The sequence below is a fragment of the Bacillus sp. FJAT-29790 genome (assembly GCF_019039215.1).
In the GTDB taxonomy this organism is placed as follows: Bacteria; Bacillota; Bacilli; order Bacillales; family Cytobacillaceae; genus Cytobacillus.
Genome location: NZ_JAHNZZ010000004.1, coordinates 227,897 through 248,906, shown reverse-complemented (window position 1 = coordinate 248,906; position 21,010 = coordinate 227,897). Strand labels below are relative to the sequence as shown.

12 protein-coding genes are annotated in these 21,010 nt (G+C 38.4%); 6 read left to right on the top strand and 6 right to left on the bottom strand.

The features are described 5' to 3' along the window. Window positions 1–307: 307 nt before the first annotated feature. From BGM26_RS19700 to BGM26_RS19680, 5 genes are all read right to left on the bottom strand, one after another. Entirely contained in the window at window positions 308–1,603 is a 1,296-nt protein-coding gene (locus BGM26_RS19700) for an ArnT family glycosyltransferase (RefSeq protein ID WP_254119778.1), read from the bottom strand. Then, window positions 1,593–1,934, bottom strand: coding sequence for an EamA family transporter (locus tag BGM26_RS19695; protein WP_217041981.1), 342 nt, complete (start codon window positions 1,932–1,934; stop codon window positions 1,593–1,595). Before BGM26_RS19695 ends, BGM26_RS19700 begins: the two co-directional genes overlap by 11 nt. Before the next feature lies 1 nt (window position 1,935). Then, window positions 1,936–2,280, bottom strand: coding sequence for a DUF2304 domain-containing protein (locus BGM26_RS19690; RefSeq protein WP_217041980.1), 345 nt, complete (start codon window positions 2,278–2,280; stop codon window positions 1,936–1,938). Window positions 2,281–2,284: 4 nt separating this feature from the next. Beyond that, a complete protein-coding gene (locus BGM26_RS19685; protein WP_483297828.1) occupies window positions 2,285–3,016 on the bottom strand; it encodes a glycosyltransferase family 2 protein in 732 nt (243 codons plus the stop codon). Window positions 3,017–3,534: 518 nt separating this feature from the next. Beyond that, window positions 3,535–6,306, bottom strand: coding sequence for a phosphodiester glycosidase family protein (locus tag BGM26_RS19680; RefSeq protein ID WP_217041979.1), 2,772 nt, complete (start codon window positions 6,304–6,306; stop codon window positions 3,535–3,537). A gap of 405 nt (window positions 6,307–6,711) precedes the next feature. Here BGM26_RS19680 and BGM26_RS19675 point away from each other — a divergent pair, with 405 nt between their 5' ends. From BGM26_RS19675 to BGM26_RS19650, 6 genes are all read left to right on the top strand, one after another. Next, window positions 6,712–9,612, top strand: coding sequence for an N-acetylglucosaminidase (locus BGM26_RS19675; RefSeq protein WP_217041978.1), 2,901 nt, complete (start codon window positions 6,712–6,714; stop codon window positions 9,610–9,612). A gap of 258 nt (window positions 9,613–9,870) precedes the next feature. Beyond that, complete coding sequence (locus tag BGM26_RS19670) at window positions 9,871–12,156, top strand: S8 family peptidase (RefSeq protein WP_217041977.1); 2,286 nt, start codon at window positions 9,871–9,873, stop codon at window positions 12,154–12,156. A 158-nt stretch (window positions 12,157–12,314) separates the two neighbouring features. Then, window positions 12,315–13,406: an acyltransferase family protein gene (locus BGM26_RS19665; protein ID WP_217041976.1), complete on the top strand. Its 1,092-nt coding sequence runs from the start codon at window positions 12,315–12,317 to the stop codon at window positions 13,404–13,406. 216 nt (window positions 13,407–13,622) lie between these two features. Beyond that, window positions 13,623–14,285 (top strand): hypothetical protein, encoded by a 663-nt coding sequence (locus BGM26_RS19660; RefSeq protein WP_217041975.1) that lies wholly within the window; start codon window positions 13,623–13,625, stop codon window positions 14,283–14,285. Window positions 14,286–14,316: 31 nt separating this feature from the next. After that, the gene (locus tag BGM26_RS19655) at window positions 14,317–15,528 is read left to right on the top strand and encodes an efflux RND transporter periplasmic adaptor subunit (protein WP_217041974.1); all 1,212 of its coding nucleotides are present in this window, start codon (window positions 14,317–14,319) and stop codon (window positions 15,526–15,528) included. Between the two features lie 277 nt (window positions 15,529–15,805). Further along, window positions 15,806–18,016, top strand: a complete 2,211-nt coding sequence (locus BGM26_RS19650; RefSeq protein ID WP_254119774.1) for a 5'-nucleotidase C-terminal domain-containing protein — start codon at window positions 15,806–15,808, stop codon at window positions 18,014–18,016. 160 nt (window positions 18,017–18,176) lie between these two features. Here BGM26_RS19650 and BGM26_RS19645 read toward each other — a convergent pair whose 3' ends face one another. Further along, on the bottom strand, window positions 18,177–20,678 hold the full coding sequence (locus tag BGM26_RS19645; protein ID WP_217041973.1) for a bifunctional 2',3'-cyclic-nucleotide 2'-phosphodiesterase/3'-nucleotidase: 2,502 nt from the start codon (window positions 20,676–20,678) through the stop codon (window positions 18,177–18,179). Window positions 20,679–21,010 lie beyond the last annotated feature (332 nt).

The window sequence follows — 21,010 nt, the reverse complement described above, 5'->3', positions numbered from 1 at the left end:
CTCATGAGGACCGGTTTTTCATTTTCGTTGAGTTTTCGCTCGCCATGAACCCTCATGAGGATCGGTTTTCCATTTTCGGTAAGTTTTCGGTCGCCATGAACCCCTCATGAGGACCGGTTTTCCATTTTCGATGAGTTTTCAGTCGCCATGAACCCCTCATGAGGACCGGTTTTCCATTTTCAGTGAGTTTTCGGTCGCCATGAACCCTCATGAGGACCGATTTTCCCTTTCGATAATTTAATAAAGCCAATTTGAAAAGGCGTTCTTCATATAGGAGAGCGCCTTTTCCATCGATTTAGATTCATAGCTATACTCTTTTGCTTTTATTTGTCAGCGCAATTATATTCCTCCCCGCTTTAAAAAATCCGTAAGAAGCCAATATGCAAAGAACAGGATAGATGAGCAATCCATATCGCGGAAGTGTTAAAAAAATATTAGAAAAGAAGATATAGATGATCACAACGACCGACATAAGCATAAACGGCCTGTGTTTTCTAAATAATACAATCGCAATAAATGAAAAGAGGATAACAAGCGGGTTTTGCCATTTGAAGAAACCTTTTAAGCCCGCAGAAAAATCCTTTGTATAAGGCCCAAGCCCGTCAGGATTACCATGCTGGTCCATAAACAGCCAAATGGTTTTCCCTACTGTAAACCAAGAAAAATAAAGTGGAAAGTTTTCTCGGAATCCCTCTAAAATCCTCTTTTTCCCATATTCCTCTGCAGATAATCCCTGTTCAACAGCTTCAGCAACTAATTGCCCCTGATCGATGGTGTAAAAAGGATTGGCTCCTCCTAATAAAGGACCTCCGGCATGTGATGAGAATAAGTAAAGATGGCCAAACTGGAGCATATTGCGGATGACCCACGGAACCATGATTAATAAAGGGCCGATCGTCCAAATAAAACCGATTTTCACTCCCTCTATGAAACCAAATCTGTATAAAACAATCCCCCACGCAAAAATGAGTATCGGAGCAGGTGTTGCCCTGAACATGAGCATAATCGATGCAACAATTCCAAAAGCAAGATGATAGCGGTACTTCTTTTTCTCCAGTGCCATTAAAAATACGAATATGCTAAGTAAAAACAAGAATATAGAAGGAATTTCAGTTAAGGCCGTTCGAAAATAATGAAGCGGTGCGATATGCATGCAATATAGCAAGCCCGCGACAAGGCCAACCCACTTATTTTTAAATAATTTTATCGAAATTAAATAAATAAGCAGAACAATTCCCAAGTTTAGAATCATGTTTGCCAGCCGTGTCAGCATGACATGATTGGTGTTCAGAATTTCCGCCGCCTTATAAATGGCCGCAAGATAGAATGGTTGACCTGGCGTAACATAGGCATTTGGGTAGTCGGCATTATAGCCGTAAACGCCCTTTTGAATGAGTTGCCATGCCATTTTTGCATACAGGGAACCATCTCTTGATCCATATATTGAGATTGCTTCTCCGAATCGCTCCGGCTGATTAAAGATCGAACCTGGATGGGTTACCAAAAACCATACATTCACGAATAGATAAAATGCTAATAAAACAATAATCCAAACATGGCGTTTGAATGCATGAATAATCACTTCAACACCTCTATTTAGCAATTAGATAAACTCCAAAAATAATGACCGCCATTCCAGCCCACTGAGTAGCGGTAATCGTTTCTTTGAAAATAAAATAAGCAATGATGGCTCCGAAAATATAACTGATACTTTGACTTGGATAAGCAATGCTTAATGGGAGCTTTGAAAGGATAACAAGCCAGAGAGCGGTAGCTGCTACATACAACAGTGCTCCCCCGATGAAATAAGGGGAAAGTGCCAGCGACACAGCTGTGGAAAGATTCCATTCTTCGATATTTGTAACGGCTATCTTCCATAAAACCTGTCCTGTGACAAGAAGGGATATGTTGATTAACAAGAGCACATAGACCATTTTAGTCGATTTCCTTTTTCTTAAATTTTTGTTTCAAAATTGTATGTTCTTGCGTTAAGGTTGTTAATTCTTTATTGAGTTTAGATACCCGCCTCGTTAGGTCAAAGATGAGCATAATAGCAAATAACAAGCCAAATAAAAACAATAATGACGGTGGATAATAGACATCCATATAGTCCGCCAACTTATTGATAATCATTTCATTCGAGCTCAATATCCCTAAGAAGATACAAGTAATAATCCACACTAAAGAATACTTTGTTTCAAGTACGCCTCTGCGCACCGATTCGATAACTAGCAAAAATAATAAGATAACCAACAGGAACGAAAACAAACTAATCTTCATTCAACTACCCCTTAATTAATTTTTGCATGAGAATCGAAAGAGTGACTTTAAACATATAGTACATAGAACGGAAAGGTGTAATAGACGAAGTCCCTCCTTGGCGTTCGTTCATATTTACTGATATTTCTTTCACCCTCAGCTTTTTTCTATGCAAATATAAGATGACTTCAGGTTCCGGGTAATCTCGCGGATAATTATCGGCAAACAAGGAAATAACCTTCCGATTAATAGCCCTATAGCCAGATGTAGCGTCTGTATATTTTTGTCTTGTTAAAAGGTATAAAAGAAGTTCAAAGTAGTAGATGCCCATTCTTCGGGATCTGCTTCCTGTGTAACTTGTTTTTTCAACAAACCGGGATCCAATACACATATCACATTCCCCATTTATTATTGGGGTCAGAACAGTTATTAAATCCTTTTCATTATGTTGGCCATCAGCGTCAAATTGCAACGCGATATCGTAGTGATTGTGGTGAGCATATTTATAACCCGTTTGAACAGCGCCGCCTATCCCAAGATTATTAGGCAAGTCCAATAAAATCACATCGGAATAAAGGCCGACAACCTTAGCAGTTTGATCCTTAGAGCCATCATTGATCACACAAATATCAATGGTTGGGATGCTAGTTTTAATGGATAATAATTTTGATAAAGTCCGTCCAATTGCTTCCTCCTCGTTATAGGCAGGAACAATAATCAGAACTTTGATTTGTTCTACACTTTTTTTCAAACAAATCCCTCCAAAGGAATATCTAAATCCACTAAAAGTCTAGCTCTTTTCGCATAGTTTGTTGATTTTAGCTTTAATAGTTTACCCGTTGATTTCCGCTGCGGGCACTTGCTTTCCGCGGGAAGGGACGGGAGCCTCCTCGGCGTAACCGCCTGCGGGGTCTCCCGCTTCCCTCTATTCCCGCTGGAGTCAAGTGCCCTCCGCTCCAATCAACTCAGATTAATATATATAAAATCACACTAAAAAAACAACAAAGTTTACGAAAACAGCCAAAATCTAAAAAGATATACAAGCACCCTTAATATTCCCTTCAATTATCCAATATAACCGTAGAAACATTGTTTAAAATGGTGTTTTAATATTGAACACAAAAAAGATAAGGCTACAAAAACAGCCTTATCTTTCAGGGACACTAGCTTTGTCACTATCAAGTTACTGGTAACCAACTATATTGTACTTCTCAGGCACACAGAACAAGCATATCTGTCCACGAACGGTGCCTGACACCCTATTATGACACCCTGTTAGCGCGTTAAGATTCTGTATAAAAACGCACTAAACTGCCCTCTTGTCACAGGGTTATTCGGTCTGAATGTATGATCCACTTCGTAACCGGTTGTTACTTTATTCGCAGCCAGAGCATGAATTTCCTCATGTGCCCAAAAATCTGAAGGAACATCATTGAAGATCGGGCTTATTGTCCCATTCAGTTTATAAGCCCGCGCTAAAATTGCAGCCATCTGCGCCCTTGTAAGCGTACCTTCAGGATTAAATATTGTATTGCCATTTGACCCATTCATAATACCAGCTCTCGTTACAGCCGCAATCTCCTTATAATAGAGAGAATTTGTATTCACATCTTTATAATCAAGACTCGGTAAGTTCGTAAGGGGAAGATCTAATGCCCTTACCAATAGGACAGCTGCATGTGCCCTTGTTAAACGATTCTCAGGCAAAAAGGAACCATTCGAGTAACCAGTAATGATTTCTTTACTAGTCAAATAAGCAATTTCATTTTTTGCCCAATGTCCATTTGAAACATCATTAAAAATTGGTTCTTTAAACCCAGTCCCATATTCAGCCTGGAGTTTATCAAAGTAAATGACACCCTTGCCTTGTCGTTCAGGATATGCTTCAGCAACATACAATTTAGAAAATTTTATCGGAAGTGATATACCTGCTGGCACAGTGGCTTTTACATACTTCCAGCCCTTCCAGTCTAGCTTTCCTTCTTCCGTAAAGTTAACCGTATGCTCTTTCCCGCTTCCATCGAGAAGCTTCCCTCTTAACCAATGCTTGTTGCCATCACCATAAACCCACATACCAATAAAGTCTGGACGTCCGTTCAATACGAATGGCTGGCTTGCAGCCGCATACGAAGCAGCTATTCCTGAACCACCGACACTAAAATCATAACTCATCTTTAACGCTGTCGTCCCGTGGTACCGCGGTTCAGAAGCCGCTGACAGGCTCAAGCTTGTCGCCGCTTTTGAAGACTCGCCTTTCCATGCCGACAATTGATCAAATGTATTAATTAGTTCTGCTTTATTTCCAACCGTGACATTTGTTTCACCGCGGGTATTGAAAATGGTCGCTTGTACTTTTCCAGAACCTTCTTGCTCACTAGCAGTGAACAGTCCATCGGCAGAGAATGTACCAATATTATTCGTTGCCCACCACTTCACAGCACTAGAAGAAACAGCAAGCTCATTTCCCTTTTCATCATAGGCTTTAACTGAGAACATTGTTGAAGTTCCCGGACCTACCACGGTATTGCCAGGCGAAATCGTTATTTTCGATGGGGTTTCCGTTACATTAACAGGAACTTTATTTACACTGTTCCCGTAGCGTCCGACAATATGACCGCTTCCCTCAGTCGTTGCAATAAAACGATTCCCCTCTATAACGCCGACATTTCCCTCAACTGAATATTCCACTTTAGCAGAATCCACACTTAGTCGATGGAAATTTTGATCCAAAGCATATAAAGGCTGAAGCTCAATAGAAGAGCCCTTTAAAACCGTACCTTCATTTGATTTTTTAAAATAGAAAGCAGTAGGATCGCCATAAGGCGCCGTGCTTACTACTTGAAGAATGGTCGAAACGGTCCTTTCACTGACACCTGAAGGAGAATTCATCAAGACAGGGTATACATCGCCATGCTTTCTTGCCACCATCGTTGTAGAGCCGCCGCCATCTAGATTAATAGCTCTGTCTGCCCCAATACTGATGAGATACTGGGCAAACTCCTTCAAATTCATCCCTGAGCTATATCCAGGCTGCCGACCGTCTACTGTTACAAAAAACACCTTTTTACCCGTGCTATCAATGGCAACGGCTGTTCTTGGGTGTCTTTCTTTCGCTCTGGCGCTTGTCTCATTAATGGTCATATCAACTTTCCCATTTTTCACAAGCATCGGTCCACTTGCAATCATAAACTCAGCATTCTTCCATTTATTATCTACATTTACATTTAGCTGAATTGGCTGACCTACTTTAATATTTCCGAATTTAGCCGCCGCGTCTCCTCCTTGAATAGAGATCACATACCCGTTTTTCGGAATCGCAGAATCTCCCTGTCCATAGCTCGTAACTGAGTGCACGGTTCCGGTGATTACATTGCCAAACTCAATCCCCTCATCAAGGCCGACAGATGTATTTGTAACAACAATCTCCATCCCATAGCTGTTCGAACGTGTAGAGGCGTAACTATATGTAGGGGTAAAGACATTTATTTCGTTGGCCTCTCTCGCCTTATTAATCGAGGTAATTTTTGTTCTTTCACCGTTCACCTCGAAATAGCTATCATATGCAAATGTGTCAATAAGAGCAGTCCCATTTTCCGTTACACCAAAAGCGGTAGGAACGCTCATATACTCATCAAGCCCTGTTGAAATCACACCTAATGTGGCAACATCATTTTTCCAAGCGACTAAGTAAGCAGGAAGCCTGCTTGTGGAGTGAAAAAAAGAAGCGTTAATTGCACCAACTACATGATGTTGATCAACTGTATTGCTTTTTGCCCGTGAAGACACAGTAGCTAAATTTGTAAGCGGCTGTGGAATTCCCGCTTCTACCTTTACATTGGGCTGATTTAAATCAATATCGAGAATTCTAGCAGCCTGCTGCAATGAATTACTATTAAAACGGTAATCTTTATAGATGACACCAGGAGTAACAGTATATTGCTCTTTCGGAGCTGTTGCGGCTTTTGCCGATTCTTGCACAGGCAGAATACTAAATAAAAAAGCGATCACTACCATATAAACCAGTGCCTGTTTCATTTTTCTAAACATTTATTTTCCCCATTTCTCTACAAATCTATCAAAATTCCCCTATAAATCTACAAAACCCACTCATTATAAGTCTATGAAACTATTCCATATATTTCAATAGGGTTTTTGTCATTTAATGGTGTCCTTTTGTGGTGTCAGGCACCGTCCGTGGACACTTTGTTGATTGTGCCTTTCCTTTGGTATCAGGCACAATGGCTATTGTTTCAGACAAAGTTCGTGGAAAAGTTGAGGTTGGTGTCTTTCTCAGGTATCAGGCACTATAAAAAAGGCGCCGTTAAAAAAAGCACCTTAAAATTAGGAGGCCCTTGGATATTAATCTTCTTTTTACTAGTTTTACCACTTAAAAGCTATCAAATATAATTGTATAATAATCTAGGAAACAATTAACAACTAAGGGAGGTAACTATGTTTATAGTAAAAAAGTGGATTATCTGGATTGCTGCTATTCTTCTGTTTTTTTCGGGAATAGGATTCTCTCCTCATACTTCTTTGGCGAATAGTGATGAGTCTATCCTGGATGATTCTGGTGCTGACTTAGTGTATGTCAGTTCTGGGGACTCTGAGTTTTACCTGCAAGATCAACTAAATCCAGTGGGTAAGATTCTGGACAAAAGCCAGATAAACGCACTTGAGGAAAACGAAGATTTCGTTTACTTCCAGTTAGGTAATGAAGTTGGAGCCATTCTAAAAAATAAGAATGCAGACGGCTCCCTTATCCTAAAATCCACCATTCAAGTCGAAGTGAAGGGAAAAACGGCCGGTATAATCGATATCCCTCAAACAGTACCTGTGTATACTGAGGAAGATATGATTTTTGCTTATTTATATAAGCATCCATCTTATCCTTACATAACTGAGACTGAAGAGCATTTTGAAATTCTTCTCGGCGGGGTAAAAGGGTACATTTTAAAAAAGGATGTACATAACGAAGATACAGAGATAGGACCTTTTATAAAGGAAGCTAGTGAAGGTAATCATTTACCGGAATTAAAAGCTACTGAAGAAAAGGTCAACTCTATTGTCAATCATGAAAAAGCAACGAGCTCGGAGCCTGTACAAACCGTCGAATTAACGAATAAAAGTGCGGCGACCGAAGTAGCTACTTTCACTTCTTCCGACAAATTTTTTCAAGTCAACACAGATCAGTTAGTTGTATACGATAACAGTTCAGGTAAGCTTGTTCCAGTCGGGATCCTTGAAAAAGGACAGGCTTACGAAAGAATAAGTGACGAAGGAAATTGGCATAAAATCCGTTTCAGTTCTGGCTTCGGGTTTGTCTATAAGCCTTCTACTATTCCAACAAGCAACAAACAAATTGGGAATTTAAACTCCACCCCTAATTCAAATCGAACTATTACAGGACATGCGAATGTTCCTGTTTATGACAACTCTAGCGGGACATTAATTAAATTCGCCTCCATTAATAGCGGCGTGACTTACCCCATTATTGAACAAATGGGAAGCTGGTACAAAGTAAATCTATCAGGAAGACTTGGGTATGTGCATAGCAGCGCGGTCAAACTAAACTTTCATGCGAGCGATAATTACTTCAAAGTCACTTCAGATCGTTTAGGCGTTTTTGATAACAGTTCAGGTAAGCTTGTTCAAGTTGCTGAATTAAAGAAAAATGATGTGTTTAAAAGAGTCAAGGACTCTGGAAATTGGCATCAAATCAACCTTGGCGGGAAACCTGCCTTTGTTTTAAAAAGCAATACAGAGCCACACATAGGAGCGGGCATAAAAAACTGGAACAGCCAAAGCTCAGGATCTGACTATTTTATTACAACGACGAAATCACCTATTTTTGATAACACCTCTGGTTCTCTTGTAGAATTTGCGGAAATTAATAAAAATACGAAACTGCATTATCTTGGAAAACAAGGAGCTTGGTATAAAGTTGAATTAGGCGGCAGATACGGATATATTCACGAGAATAATAGTAAACTGCCATTTAAATCTACTGATCGTTATTTTGAAGTCATCGAGGAGCAGACATTCGTCTATGACAATAGCCAGGGCTCTCTAAGAAAGGTGGCCCTCCTTCCGAAAGGCCAATCGTTCGAGCGAATTCAAGATGCCGGCAACTGGCACCGTATCAAATACGGCAGAGAGTTTGGATATGTATGGAAAGAGGACACAAAGCCTTCCACTTCCGCGAAGGCAAAAAATTGGGGTTCAGCAGTTGTTTTGGACATCGATTTTATTGCTAAAGAGGATGTATCTATTTTTGATAATTCAAATGGGAATCTCGTACCCTTTATGACAATTATGAAAAATGAGCGCTATCCGATTATCGGTGAAATGGGATCCTGGTGGAAAATAACTGTTGGGAACCGCATCGGCTTTATCAACAAAGGTTCTGTTTTAGTAGGGCCAATCTATAAAAATACGAATTATGATCGCAGTCTGACTCAAGTTTTGAATATCCAAATGGGCGTAAAACCACAAACTGATCTGTACCGAAACAATAAATCCTTTATTCATAAAGACTTTGTGAATCTGGAGCAAACTGGCATCTTTCCGACAACAGGAACCGTTACATCCGATTCATTAAATGTACGTGAAGGAACAGGAACAAATAGTTGGATCGTTGGCACGCTATCACTTGGTCAAAAGGTTGAAATTTTGGCCCAACAAGGCGATTGGTTTGAAATCAAATTCGGTCCATGGAAAAATGCGAAAAGCGAAGATATTGCTAAGTATTTAAATCCATTTAATGTAAAACAAAACACACCTGAGTATTTCCAATTCCTAGTTCTTTCACAAAACGCTGGCATTAGTGTCAATGAATTGAACAACCGTATTCTAACGGATAAAGGGATTCTTCAAGGTAAAGGACTTGCTTTCATTCAAGCAAGCAATAATTACAACATTAATGAAATATATCTTATCTCCCATGCGTTTCTTGAAACAGGAAACGGTACTTCCGTGCTAGCAAATGGCATTTTAGTCGATTCAGTAGACGGCAAGCCGGTCGAGCCAAAGATTGTCTATAATATGTATGGCATTGGTGCAGTCGACCGCTGTCCAGATACGTGCGGAGCAGAAACCGCTTATAAAAACGGCTGGTTTACCCCTGAAGCAGCGATCATCGGAGGAGCAGAGTTTATTTCAACACGTTACATTAACAATCCAACGTATAAACAAGATACCCTCTATAAAATGCGCTGGAACCCTGAAACACCTGGATCACACCAATATGCAACAGACATTGGCTGGGCCTTTAAACAAGTAACAACTATTAAAAAACTATATGATTTAGTAGAAAACTATACCCTATACTTTGATGTTCCTGTTTATAAATAAAGCATTAGGGGTGTCAGGCACCATAAAAGGACAAATGCAGTCCGTTCGTTCGCCTGAAGAGATAGTTAAGAAGGTAGTGAGCTTCAACTCACTACCTTTTCCTTTTGAAAATAGCGTGTCCACTTATCGTGGCACACATGCGGTGTAGGCACCACCGATAAACAAAATTATCCAAAGTGTCCACGTGCGGTGTCAGGCACCTGAAAAAGACATCGGAAAAGGCACTGAAAATTATCATATCGACGGGGTGTGAACAAATTGAGAGCATTTTTCCCTGTATTCTTTTTTATTTCAATTATTCTAATAGGCATTCCTCAGACTGCTTCAGCACAGGATAATAACCGCGATTGGATTGTAGAGTTTGTTTCTGAAGTTGACGCAAATAAATATAGGGACAAGGTGAATTATCCCATAGAGGATCAATTAGGCCGTTTTTTGAAAGTTAATTTGAACGAAAATCAAAAAAATGAATTGCTTGAAATGCCGATTGTAAGAGCCATACAACCTAATCATGTAAAAATGGCTAGCTCAGAAATAGCAATATTTAATGACCCCCTCTTACCCAGCCAATGGGGGTTAAAAGTGGTTAATTTCCAGCCATCTTTTGAAAGGAACCGAATAAATAACGAGTTATCCGGACAACAATTCCAAACAGAAAGCGATGCCTTTTACTATGAAAATAAACCATTTTATTCAAACTTGTTTTCTATTAATCTACCACCCACAAAAATATCTCGTGTATCAATCGAATTGGATCATCATGAAGGTTCTTGGAAACTAAGTGTTTATGATCATAAACAAATGCTATTAGGGTCAAATGAGAGAAATCTAAAAAAACTTGATGTTCTTATCCCCAAAAACAGAGCGCTCGACGAACTAACCATTAAAATAGAAGGAACTGAAAATTGGGCAAAGCAGCCCGCGATCCAAAAAGTAACAGGCGTTAACCATGTGCGTATTGCTGTTATAGATTCAGGTGTCATCGAACATGAAGACTTCGGCGAAAATATCCTGTACAGCCTAGGAAATGACTATAAAGAAGGCCAGCAAACTGCGATTGATACATTTGGCCACGGCACCCATGTTACAGGGATTTTAGCAGCAACGGCTAATAATGAAATTGGAATTGCTGGTGTTATCGGCACTTCCCCTATAGACATTATCCCTCTAAAAGTGTTAGACAAGTTCGGTTTTGGAGACGATTTTGAAATCAGCAAGGCGATTACCGATGCTATTAGTATGGGTGCCGATGTCATCAATATGAGCATTGCCGGCAAAGGTCACACCATTGTATTACAGGAAGCGGTTCAGAAAGCATTAAATAACAACATACCGGTTATTGCCGCAGCCGGTAACTGGAACATATCCACGAAAGAGGTGTATCCAGCTTCCTATCCAGGAGTAATAACAGTTGCTGGCGTAAATGAAGGGCTTGCAAAAGTGAATTCATCCAATTTTGGCTGGGAAGTTGATATTAGTGCACCTGGATATAATATTATAAGCACTTATTTGAACAATGAATATAAACTGTTAAACGGTACCTCCATGGCCGCTCCTTTTGTCTCCGGAACAGTTGCTTTAATCAAGTTAGCATTTCCAGAAATGGACCTAATTGAAATGAGAAACCAACTTTTCACTTCAAGCAGAGATATTCAGGAAAAAGGCTATGATATTTTTAGCGGACATGGATTACTTAATATTCAAGAAGCACTTAAGCCACGTCACTTAACTGGAACGGAATGGCTAAAATTAAAGACTGGGCAGGATTTTTCTACTCCCCAACTACTTGGCATGGCATCTAAATGGCATGGCAAAAAACTTTCGATTTTTGCCAATGACCAGCCAATCACTGAACGGACAATCACGAATAATCTTGAAAAAATTTATTTTGCCAGCTACAAAGGAAAGCAAAGCAAAGTCATTCTTTTCTCGATCATTTCAGACGATGACGAAAATATTTACAGCATCCATCAGTTGACAGTCAATAACCCTACTGTAAAAACAACGAATTTCCGAGACGTTCCTTCAAACTTTTGGGCCTTTACCGAGATTCATCAGGCAGGTCAGAAAGGATTCATTAACGGGTATGCCGACGGATCGTTCAAACCAGATTCCTTCATTACAAGAAGACATAGTGTATTAATGTTAAACAGACTTTTTAAATGGGACAAGCTAGAAAGTTACCAATCTCCTTTTCGAGATGTGGCAAGCGAACTTTCCACCTCTTCCATTTCTATCCTTTCCGCAAACGATCTTGGCATCATAAAAGGATATAGTAGTGGGGATTTTCGACCTGAAAATAACCTTACAAGAGGACAAATGGCATTAATCCTCGCAAGGGCGACCGGTTTTAATGAAACCAATAAGTTAAATACAATCCATGATTTTAAAGATGTTCAAACAGAGGATGACATCTTCCAGCCCATCCAATATCTTGTTTCAAAAGGTATTATCACAAAGCAGGACAACTTCCGACCGAACGAGTTTATCACCCGTAGTCAATTTGCGGCGATGTTAATAAGAACCTTTCATTCAACTAACTAATATTCATGAAAGAGTATGCGAGAATCGCATGCTCTTTTTCAAATAGGCTCCCAGTTCATTGATTAGATTCAATCACCTATATACTTATTTCCTTTGAATCAAAGTTAATTAAAAGGTATCCTATAAGAAAGCTAGGAATAAAGGGGGAATTTCAAAAAGTGGGTAAGCCTGTTGTAAAAGAAATCTATTTTATCCGTGTAATCGCCTGTCTTAGTGTGGTTATGATTCACGCTATTACGATGGTTACAGTCAATTTCGAACTCCCTTTGAAAACGATTACTTTTTATAGAATCATACAAATGCTGCTTCTTTTCGCAACACCGATCTTTATATTAATTTCTGAGTTTTTGCTCGCTTATTCATATCCAGATCATATTCCGAAGGGCTTTTTTAAAAAGCGCTTAATGTTTATATTGATCCCCTATTTTTCAATGTCAGTTATCTATGCAGTAGTTGATAAATTAGTCTTAAATCCCTCAATAATCGGGATACTAAAACTTACCTATAAACATATTTTTCTTGCTAACTGGCATGGATATTTTATTATGATTATTTTTCAGTTTTATATTCTACATTATATTTTTCTAAAATATTTTCAAAAAACCCCTGCATCAATTGTTTTAACCGTTTCTTTCATTATCAATGCAGGATACCTTTACATCTTTTCATTCGTACCACCCCCAGAAGGAATAAATGGAAACTTCTGGTATAGCTACTCGAGATTATCCTTTTTAGGATGGTTGTTTTATTTTACTGTAGCGTATTACTGTGGAAGAAATATACTTAAGTTTAGAATTTTATTAAATAAATATAAGTACTGGATAGGCGTATTTTTATTCGCTTCCGTAAGTTACGTACTATATTCATATTTGTCTGGCACACTCACGATGGTGTCATCGAAGCGTTTTGATTTAATATCCTATACAATTGCTGTTTTTTTGGCCCTTTTTTATGCAAGCCAGAAAATCAAGCATCTACCTAAACCGATTCTGCTTCTCAGCAAGTACTCATTCGCAATCTATTTATTGCACCCAATGATTCAATTCTTCTTAAATTTATTCCTGCCGGAGAAAATTCACATTGGGCTGTATACGATCTTAGCTTTTTCAATAGGAGTAGCAGGTTCAATCTTATTCGCATATATGATTCATAAACTTCCATTTGGAAAATTTATTGTTGGAAATATAAGTACAGGGCGATTATCAGGCTTAAAAACGGCAAAAAAAAGAGAACGGTCGCAATCGGCATAAACTTTTATCACTAGTTTCAATACTAGATATCTTTCCCTATGCAACTACCTACTTATATTAGCTGATCGTGTAGGAGATATTTCCCGATTCTCATTCGCTCTACTGCTACTTAAGACTTTTTTTAGGCTGATCGAGGAGGAAACTGGTTTTTATTTCTAGTTTTACGATACAATAGATTATAATTAATTATTAATCTAAATTCTGGAGGATTTTGTCATGTTTTATCAGATTCGGCTGCTTAAGGGCATCTTCTATCCCAAATATGTTGCATATCAACTGAATCAAGCGGAAGAACCACGAGGGATTTTGCCGAAAAGTATTCTATTAGTGGCATTTAGTCTCCTAATCTTTTTAGCTGCAAGTGTTTATGGCATCGGGACTGAATCATTGTCAAAAGAGCTTACAACAATAAAAAGCAATGATTATGAATGGCACAAGCTTCTGTTTATCGTCGGAAAAATCATTTGGGCTACACTCTATCCGCTTCTTATTCTTTTTGTCCCGACAACAATTTTTTGGACACTTACTGATTTAGAATTTAAAAAACTGCTGATCATGCAACTTTTTGTCGTATTTATTTTACTCATTAATCAGATGGCAGTAACTCTTTTTGCCATATTATTTGGGATTAATCTAGCATCCTCCCCTTTATCCCTTGGCGTCATTGCTCAGTACATGACAGCAAATGACTTTCTAATTAGCTTTTTGGGATGCATTTCAATCTTTCAACTATGGGCCATTTTTATTCAATATATTTACATTCGAACGTTATCGGAAAAAAGCATTCGTTTTATCGTGATTATGATCCTTTCTGTTAATGTATTTTTTTGGATTACTTCTGCTTTATTTTCTTATATTAATTTTGAAAAGCTTCTATAATATGAAACTTGCGATAAAGGTGTGGAAACAATTGAAAAAATGGCAGCTGCAATCAATAATTCTTTTATCCGTGCTTTTTATTGGCTTAAACCTTTTTTTAATCCTAAAAAAAGACAGCAAAATTGAAAGAATTGAGCATGTGAACAATTGGAATAAAGTTCAAACTGGTGACATAAAGCAAACATTGAAAAAATCAGGTGTCATTGTACCTGCGGAGGAGCACCATATTTACTATGATGAATCCAATGGGGCCTTCCAGGAATTTCTTGTGACTGAAGGAGAGGAAGTAGCAGTTGGTACGCCTCTATTTCAATACTCTCCGTATAATATGAAAGTAGAGATTAAGAAACTGGAGTCAGAAAGAGATGGGTTTAAGGATAAAATCGATCATATGAATGATCATATCTTAGATCTTAAAGGTATAAGAAGAGATTTGCGTACAAAACAGAAAAAAGAAGAAAATATTGGACTCGACTATAGTCTTTATCAAATAGAAAAGGAAATTTCCCAAAGTCAACTTGAAATAAGTCTGATCAAAGATGATTTATCCATAGTCGAAAAACAAATAGAACAATTACAAACCGAATCGGACAGTCTAGTTGTGAATAGTCGATTTGAAGGAATCGTGAAGGAATTAAAACCGACTTTGCAAAATCCGATTATTACTTTGGCATCAAAGACCCCTTCTGTTAAAGGATCATTTGATGAAAGTGACTTGAAAAAGGTTAGTGAAGGGATGGAGACAAAAGTTTGGGCGGACCACTCTAAAGCAAGGGCCAATGGGACGTTGCAGGAAATATCGACAATCCCCGAGCAAGAGCCTAATATAGACCGCCCTTCCCTTTATCCTTTTACAGTTAAGCTCGATGGAGATAAAGAAAAATGGATTCTAGGGAATCATGTCGGCCTATCTATCATTACAAAAGAAGCAAACAATGCGATAATCGTCCCGCATGAAAGCATAGATAAAAACAAAAAGAAGCAGTTTGTCTATATCCTGAATCATACCGGAACAATTGAAAAACGCGAAATTCAAACAGGACTGCTTGTTAACGGAAAGCAAGAAATTACAAGCGGACTAAAGCAAGATGAATACATTGTAGCAAGAGCCTTAGACATTCAATTGAAAGGAAAAAATGCCTTTATTACCCCACTTAAAACTGAAAGTCTATCAAAAAAAGACCTGAAAAAGAACATTAAAACCGATTGGAAATATATCTTAAGAGGGTTTGTTTCTTTTTAATAGGCTCTGTTCGTGATTAAAGATGATTAAGAAAAAGGCAGCAGTTCTCTATGAGAATTGACTGCCTTTTTCTTAGTGTGGAGGAAGTCAATTCGATTGTCCTTACAGAGTACACAAAAGAGGTTGAAATGTCCATGAGCGGTGCCTGGCACTGTGTTTTCACTATTAATTTATTGTAAATATGGAACATGATTATCAAATTTTGTATTATACTAGATTCGTATGACTTTTGAAAAATCTTGTTTAAATAACACAATATCCGAGGAGGAATATTTGAATGAAGTTTATGTCCAATTCTTACCGAAAACTCTTAGCGACTGCTACAGCAGCCACTGTTGTAGCTTCGATGGCTGCTCCTGCCAACGCAGCTGAAACGAAGCAATTTTCCGATGTAAAAGGGGATTTCTGGGCGGCAAATGAAATTTATAGTTTAGTAGCAAAAGAGATTATTACTGGCTATGAAGACGGTACTTTCAAGCCAAATAAAGCGATCAATCGGGGACAAGCTGCTAATCTATTTACAAGAGCATTGAAGCTCCCGACTCCAGAAGATTTGAATTCATTTTCAGATGTCCCTGAAGACTCTACTTATGCGAAAAGTGCTGCTGCAACGAAGGAAGCTGGAATCTTTACTGGTTCTAATAACAAGTTTGGTGCGAATGACGTTTTAACACGTGAACAAATGGCTTCAGTGTTAGTACGTGCCTTTGATCTAAAAGCAACGGATAAAGAAGTTAGCTTTACTGACTGGGATAAAATCAGCTCTACACACAGAGAAAATGTAAAAATTTTAGCCCAAAATGGATTAACGACTGGAAAAGGAGATGGATCATTTGATCCGAAATCACCGGTAACGCGTGCTAGCTTTGCAATATTTTTGCACCGTGTACTAGAGCCACTTAAACCAGTAGAGCAAGATGAGAATTTCACACTTTCTATCATGCACACGAATGATACACATGCTCATATAGATAATGTCGCGAAACGCATTACAGCAATTAAAGAAGTAAGAGCGGAAAAACCTGCTTCATTATTAATTGATGCAGGCGATGTATTCTCAGGTTCTCTTTATTTCAATGAATTTAAAGGACAAGCTGATTTAGCGTTTATGAATTACATTGGCTATGATGTCATGACATTCGGAAACCATGAGTTTGACCTTGGCAGTAGCCCTGATGGTCATAAGGCTTTAGCAGAGTTCGTGAAAAATGCAAAATTCCCTTTTGTAAGTGCGAATGTTGATTTTTCAAAGGATGAGTTATTTAATGGCCTAAATCAAGTCGGAACGATTGCTACCCAACCAAAGGATGGGATGATTTACAGTGGAATTATCAAAGAGGTCAATGGAGAAAAAGTCGGAATCTTTGGGTTGACGACAGAAGAAACGGCGGATATCTCAAGCCCTGGGAAAGTGGAATTCCAAAACTATATAGAAAAGGCGAAAGAAGCTGTACAAGCCTTTGAAAAACAAGGCATAAATAAAATTATCGCTGTTACGCATATAGGCTTTGATGACAACCCTGAAATTGACAACGATTTAGATTTGGCTATGCACGTTGACGGAATTGACATCATTGTCGGTGGACATAGTCATACCCAGTTAAATGAACCAGTGGTAATTGGTAAAGATTCGAATGGGAAAGCGAAGGATCCAACAGTTATTGTTCAAGCCTTCCAATACAGCGACTTTTTGGGTACTCTTGATGTTGAATTCGACAAAGACGGAAAAATCGTTGGCCAAGCTGGTCAATTAATAAAAGTAGCAGATAAAACAGAAGATCCTGAAGCAGCAAAAATGCTTGTAAAATATTCAGAAAAGATTGCAGAAGTTAAGAAAACAGAAACAGGTGCAACAGCTGTTAACGCATTAACAAATCCGCGTGCAAACGAAACTTCTACTATCAGCGTTAGAAGCAACGAAACGGAATTAGGAAATCTAATTACCGACGCTATGCTAGATAAAGCAAAAGAATATAATCCTAATACGGTTATTGCGATGCAAAATGGTGGTGGGATTCGCGAAGCCATCAGTCAAGGTCCAATCACTTTGGGCAGCATTTTAACGACACTGCCTTTTGGTAATACATTGGCTACTATGAAATTAACGGGTACTGAAATAATGGAGGCGCTTGAACACAGTGTGAGCCAGGCTCCGAAAGAAAACGGCGGATTCCTGCATATCTCTGGTATGAAATTCACATATGACAGCTCAAAGCCAGTTGGCGAAAGAGTCGTATCAGTTGATGTTGAGGAAAAAGCCGGTGAATTTGTAGCACTTGATAAAACGAAAGAATATGTAATCGCAACAAACGCCTTCACTGCAAAAGGCGGCGATAGTTTTAACGTATTCAAGAAAGCCTATGAAGAAGGCCGTGTAACAGATTTAGGATTAAGCGACTGGGAGAATTTACGAGACTATGTATCTAAATTAAAAACAGTTGAGCCTAAAATTGAAGGTCGTATTGTGGATGTAGCACCAGCACAATAAAAGAGAAAAATCCTTAATTCAGTAAGAAAAAGGCAGCCTTCCCTTAATGGGATTGGCTGCCTTTATTATGTCAGGAGTTAACAATACTGTCCTTTCAGCGTGCACAAATTCGATTGAAATGTCCATTCTCGGTGCCTGACACCGCGAATGGACACCGCAATTATTTATTTAACAGATATATCACTTTTGCTGCTTGAGCACGAGTTGCTTTGTTCGCAGGCTTGTATTCTTTTTCATATCCTGTCATCAGTTCAAGTTCAAAGGCTTTTTGGATGGCTGCCTTTGTTTCAGTGCTTAGCGCTTGTATATCTGTAAACTGCGTTGGGTGTGAAATGGTTACTTTACCGTTTTGCTTTTCATAAGCACGAATCAGCATTGTTGCCATTTGAGCACGTGAAATCAGTTTATTTGGTTCAAATGTTGTTGAAGTTGTACCCGTTGTAATTCCAGCTTCATACGCCGCTGCTACCTCTTTTGCTAGTTCACCTGAAACATCTTTAAATGGCGCTTCAGTTTTAGCTGTTAATCCTAAAGAACGTACGAGTAGGCTCGCGAATTGTCCACGGGTAAGCGTACCTGTTGGATCAAATGTTGTTGCTGTTTTCCCTTTAATAATTCCTTTTCCAGCAAGACTATAGATGAATTCGTTAGCCCAATGATCTGCTGGCACATCATTAAAGGAAGGTGCTTTCTTGCTTAAGTCAACCTTGAAAATACCGAAGCCTTTTTCATCGGTTTTCCCTGTATAGGTAATATTATCAGTTAATTTAGCTAATTCAGTAGCCTTTGGACTTGATAAGAATGTCAAATTTGCATTAACTGGTGTAAAAGTCCAGTTATTATCTACTGAAGCATCAATTATTTTATTTTCAACTACATAGTTCATCATAGCTTGACGATTTGAATCTGGAGCCTTCAATACTGTATTGACTCCTCCTGGATTCATTAGCTTGCTGCCTGCTGCACGATAATCGTTTGTTGCAACAATAAACTCCATATCAGCAGTTACCGGTTTACCTTTAAATTTAAGATTTTTAATCCGGTTTGCATTAGCATTAATTAGGTTTTGGCCTTTGTCATACTTTGGTAAAGAGGTTACATCAACCTCGTAAGTTACACCATCAATTACATCAAAGTTATAAGTAGGGAAATCTCCACTAATTAACATTTGCTCTTCAGTTTTCGATGGATCAATCGTATTAAATTGTCCAGCCGACCACTCTAACCACTCTTTAAGTGTTGAACCATTTACCTTTACAGCATTAACCACGTTATTATCATATAAGTATAAATCAGCAATATTTTTTAGAACGATCGTTCCAGATTTTACATCCGTGTAATCCTCCACACCACCGCGCCCAGCTTTAAATGGAGCAGCTGCAGAGAGAACCGGAATGTTCTCATATTGCGTACCTTTTAGTGCTTTTTCAACATACCAAGCCTGTGCTCGATTTAATATTTCCATAGCAGCGTTATCTTTAACCAAACCGAAGTAAGTATTTAAATCGCCCACTAGTTCACCTACAGGACTTTCCATATACTTAATGGTTGCTTCGTGCTCAGCTTTGACTGCCTCTATAATGGCTTGATCAGGTTCAGCAGTTAACTCACCAGATGTAATCGGCTTTAATACAGCTTGGCCATCTTTAACATCCCATTTTCCATTTACTTTTTCAATCGTTAAATCAATTAATCCGATGTTATCGCCCCACGAACCAGGCATTAATGTAGGTACCCCATTAATTGTACCTTTCGTGTTATCAATTCCATCCCCATCTTTGAAGGAAGGTTTAGATGCATTTGGGAAGGTTAAATGCTGATGACCTGTTAAAATGGCATCAATGCCCTCCACTTTGCTTAAATAATAGGAAGCATTTTCTATTCCTTCTGTATATTCTTTCATTTTTCCATTTTGATCATAGTCTGCAATCCCGGAATGTGAAAGAACAACAACAATATCTGCTCCTGCCTCCTGCATTTTAGGAACAACTTTTTCCGCTGACTTTACAATATCTTCAACAACAAGCTTGCCTGTTAAATATTTTGCATCCCATGTCATAATTCCTTGTGGGACAAATCCTGTTACACCAATTTTGATCTTGTGGGTCTCTCCGTCTGTATCTTTCACTTCACGCTCTAGGATTTCAAAAGGAGTAAAATAGTGATTGCCCTCTGTATCATACACATTTGCATTTACGTAAGGGAATTTAGCACCCTTAAGCGCCGTATTTAAATAATCTAATCCATAGTTAAACTCATGGTTACCTAGTGTCGCAGCGTCATATCCTAATAGATTCATAGCTTTATATACCGGATGAACATAACCTTCCTTCATTAAGCCATTATTATATACATAATCACCGATAGGGCTGCCTTGAATTAAATCTCCGTTATCAAACAATAAGCTATTATCCGCTTCTTCACGTACTTGCTTAATTAAGCTCGCCGCTTTCGTTAAACCGTAAGCATTTGTAGAAGAACCTTTATAGTAATCATAATTCATGACGTTGGAATGGATATCCGTCGTTTCAATGATTCTTAGATTGACAATATCCTGATTCATGACATCCGCATAGGTAATTGTCGGTGCTACTTGCGGAACGATTAATCCTAATGCAATTGCTACACTTGCCATTGTCTTTTTACCGAATATTTTCTTCAAAATACATCCTCCTATGAAAACATTTTCAAACAATAAAATGATACCATCCTATAACCCCAAATTCTACATGTTTCTGGATTATTTACAATGTTTAACTTGTAAATACAAAAAATTAACCTACTTTTCATATAGATGAAATATTTATATTATGTTCTTTTTACAACACGCATTCTTAAAATATATAGTTACCTATTAATGTATTCTGTATTGTTATTCGTTTGGCATGAAATCAGATCTATTCATGAGTTTCAGAAAGTGCTGCACGAAAAAAAGGGGCTGTCTAATAAGTCCCTAAAATAAAACAGGTGGAGAAAAACGAGTCGTTTTTCTCC

Bases quoted from the DNA above. Each gene is read 5' to 3' on its own strand.
- BGM26_RS19690 (WP_217041980.1), bottom strand. From the start codon at position 2,280: ATGAAGATTAGTTTGTTTTCGTTCCTGTTGGTTATCTTATTATTTTTG.
- BGM26_RS19660 (WP_217041975.1), top strand. From the start codon at position 13,623: ATGTTTTATCAGATTCGGCTGCTTAAGGGCATCTTCTATCCCAAATAT.
- BGM26_RS19680 (WP_217041979.1), bottom strand. From the start codon at position 6,306: ATGTTTAGAAAAATGAAACAGGCACTGGTTTATATGGTAGTGATCGCT.
- BGM26_RS19650 (WP_254119774.1), top strand. From the start codon at position 15,806: ATGAAGTTTATGTCCAATTCTTACCGAAAACTCTTAGCGACTGCTACA.
- BGM26_RS19675 (WP_217041978.1), top strand. From the start codon at position 6,712: ATGTTTATAGTAAAAAAGTGGATTATCTGGATTGCTGCTATTCTTCTG.
- BGM26_RS19695 (WP_217041981.1), bottom strand. From the start codon at position 1,934: ATGGTCTATGTGCTCTTGTTAATCAACATATCCCTTCTTGTCACAGGA.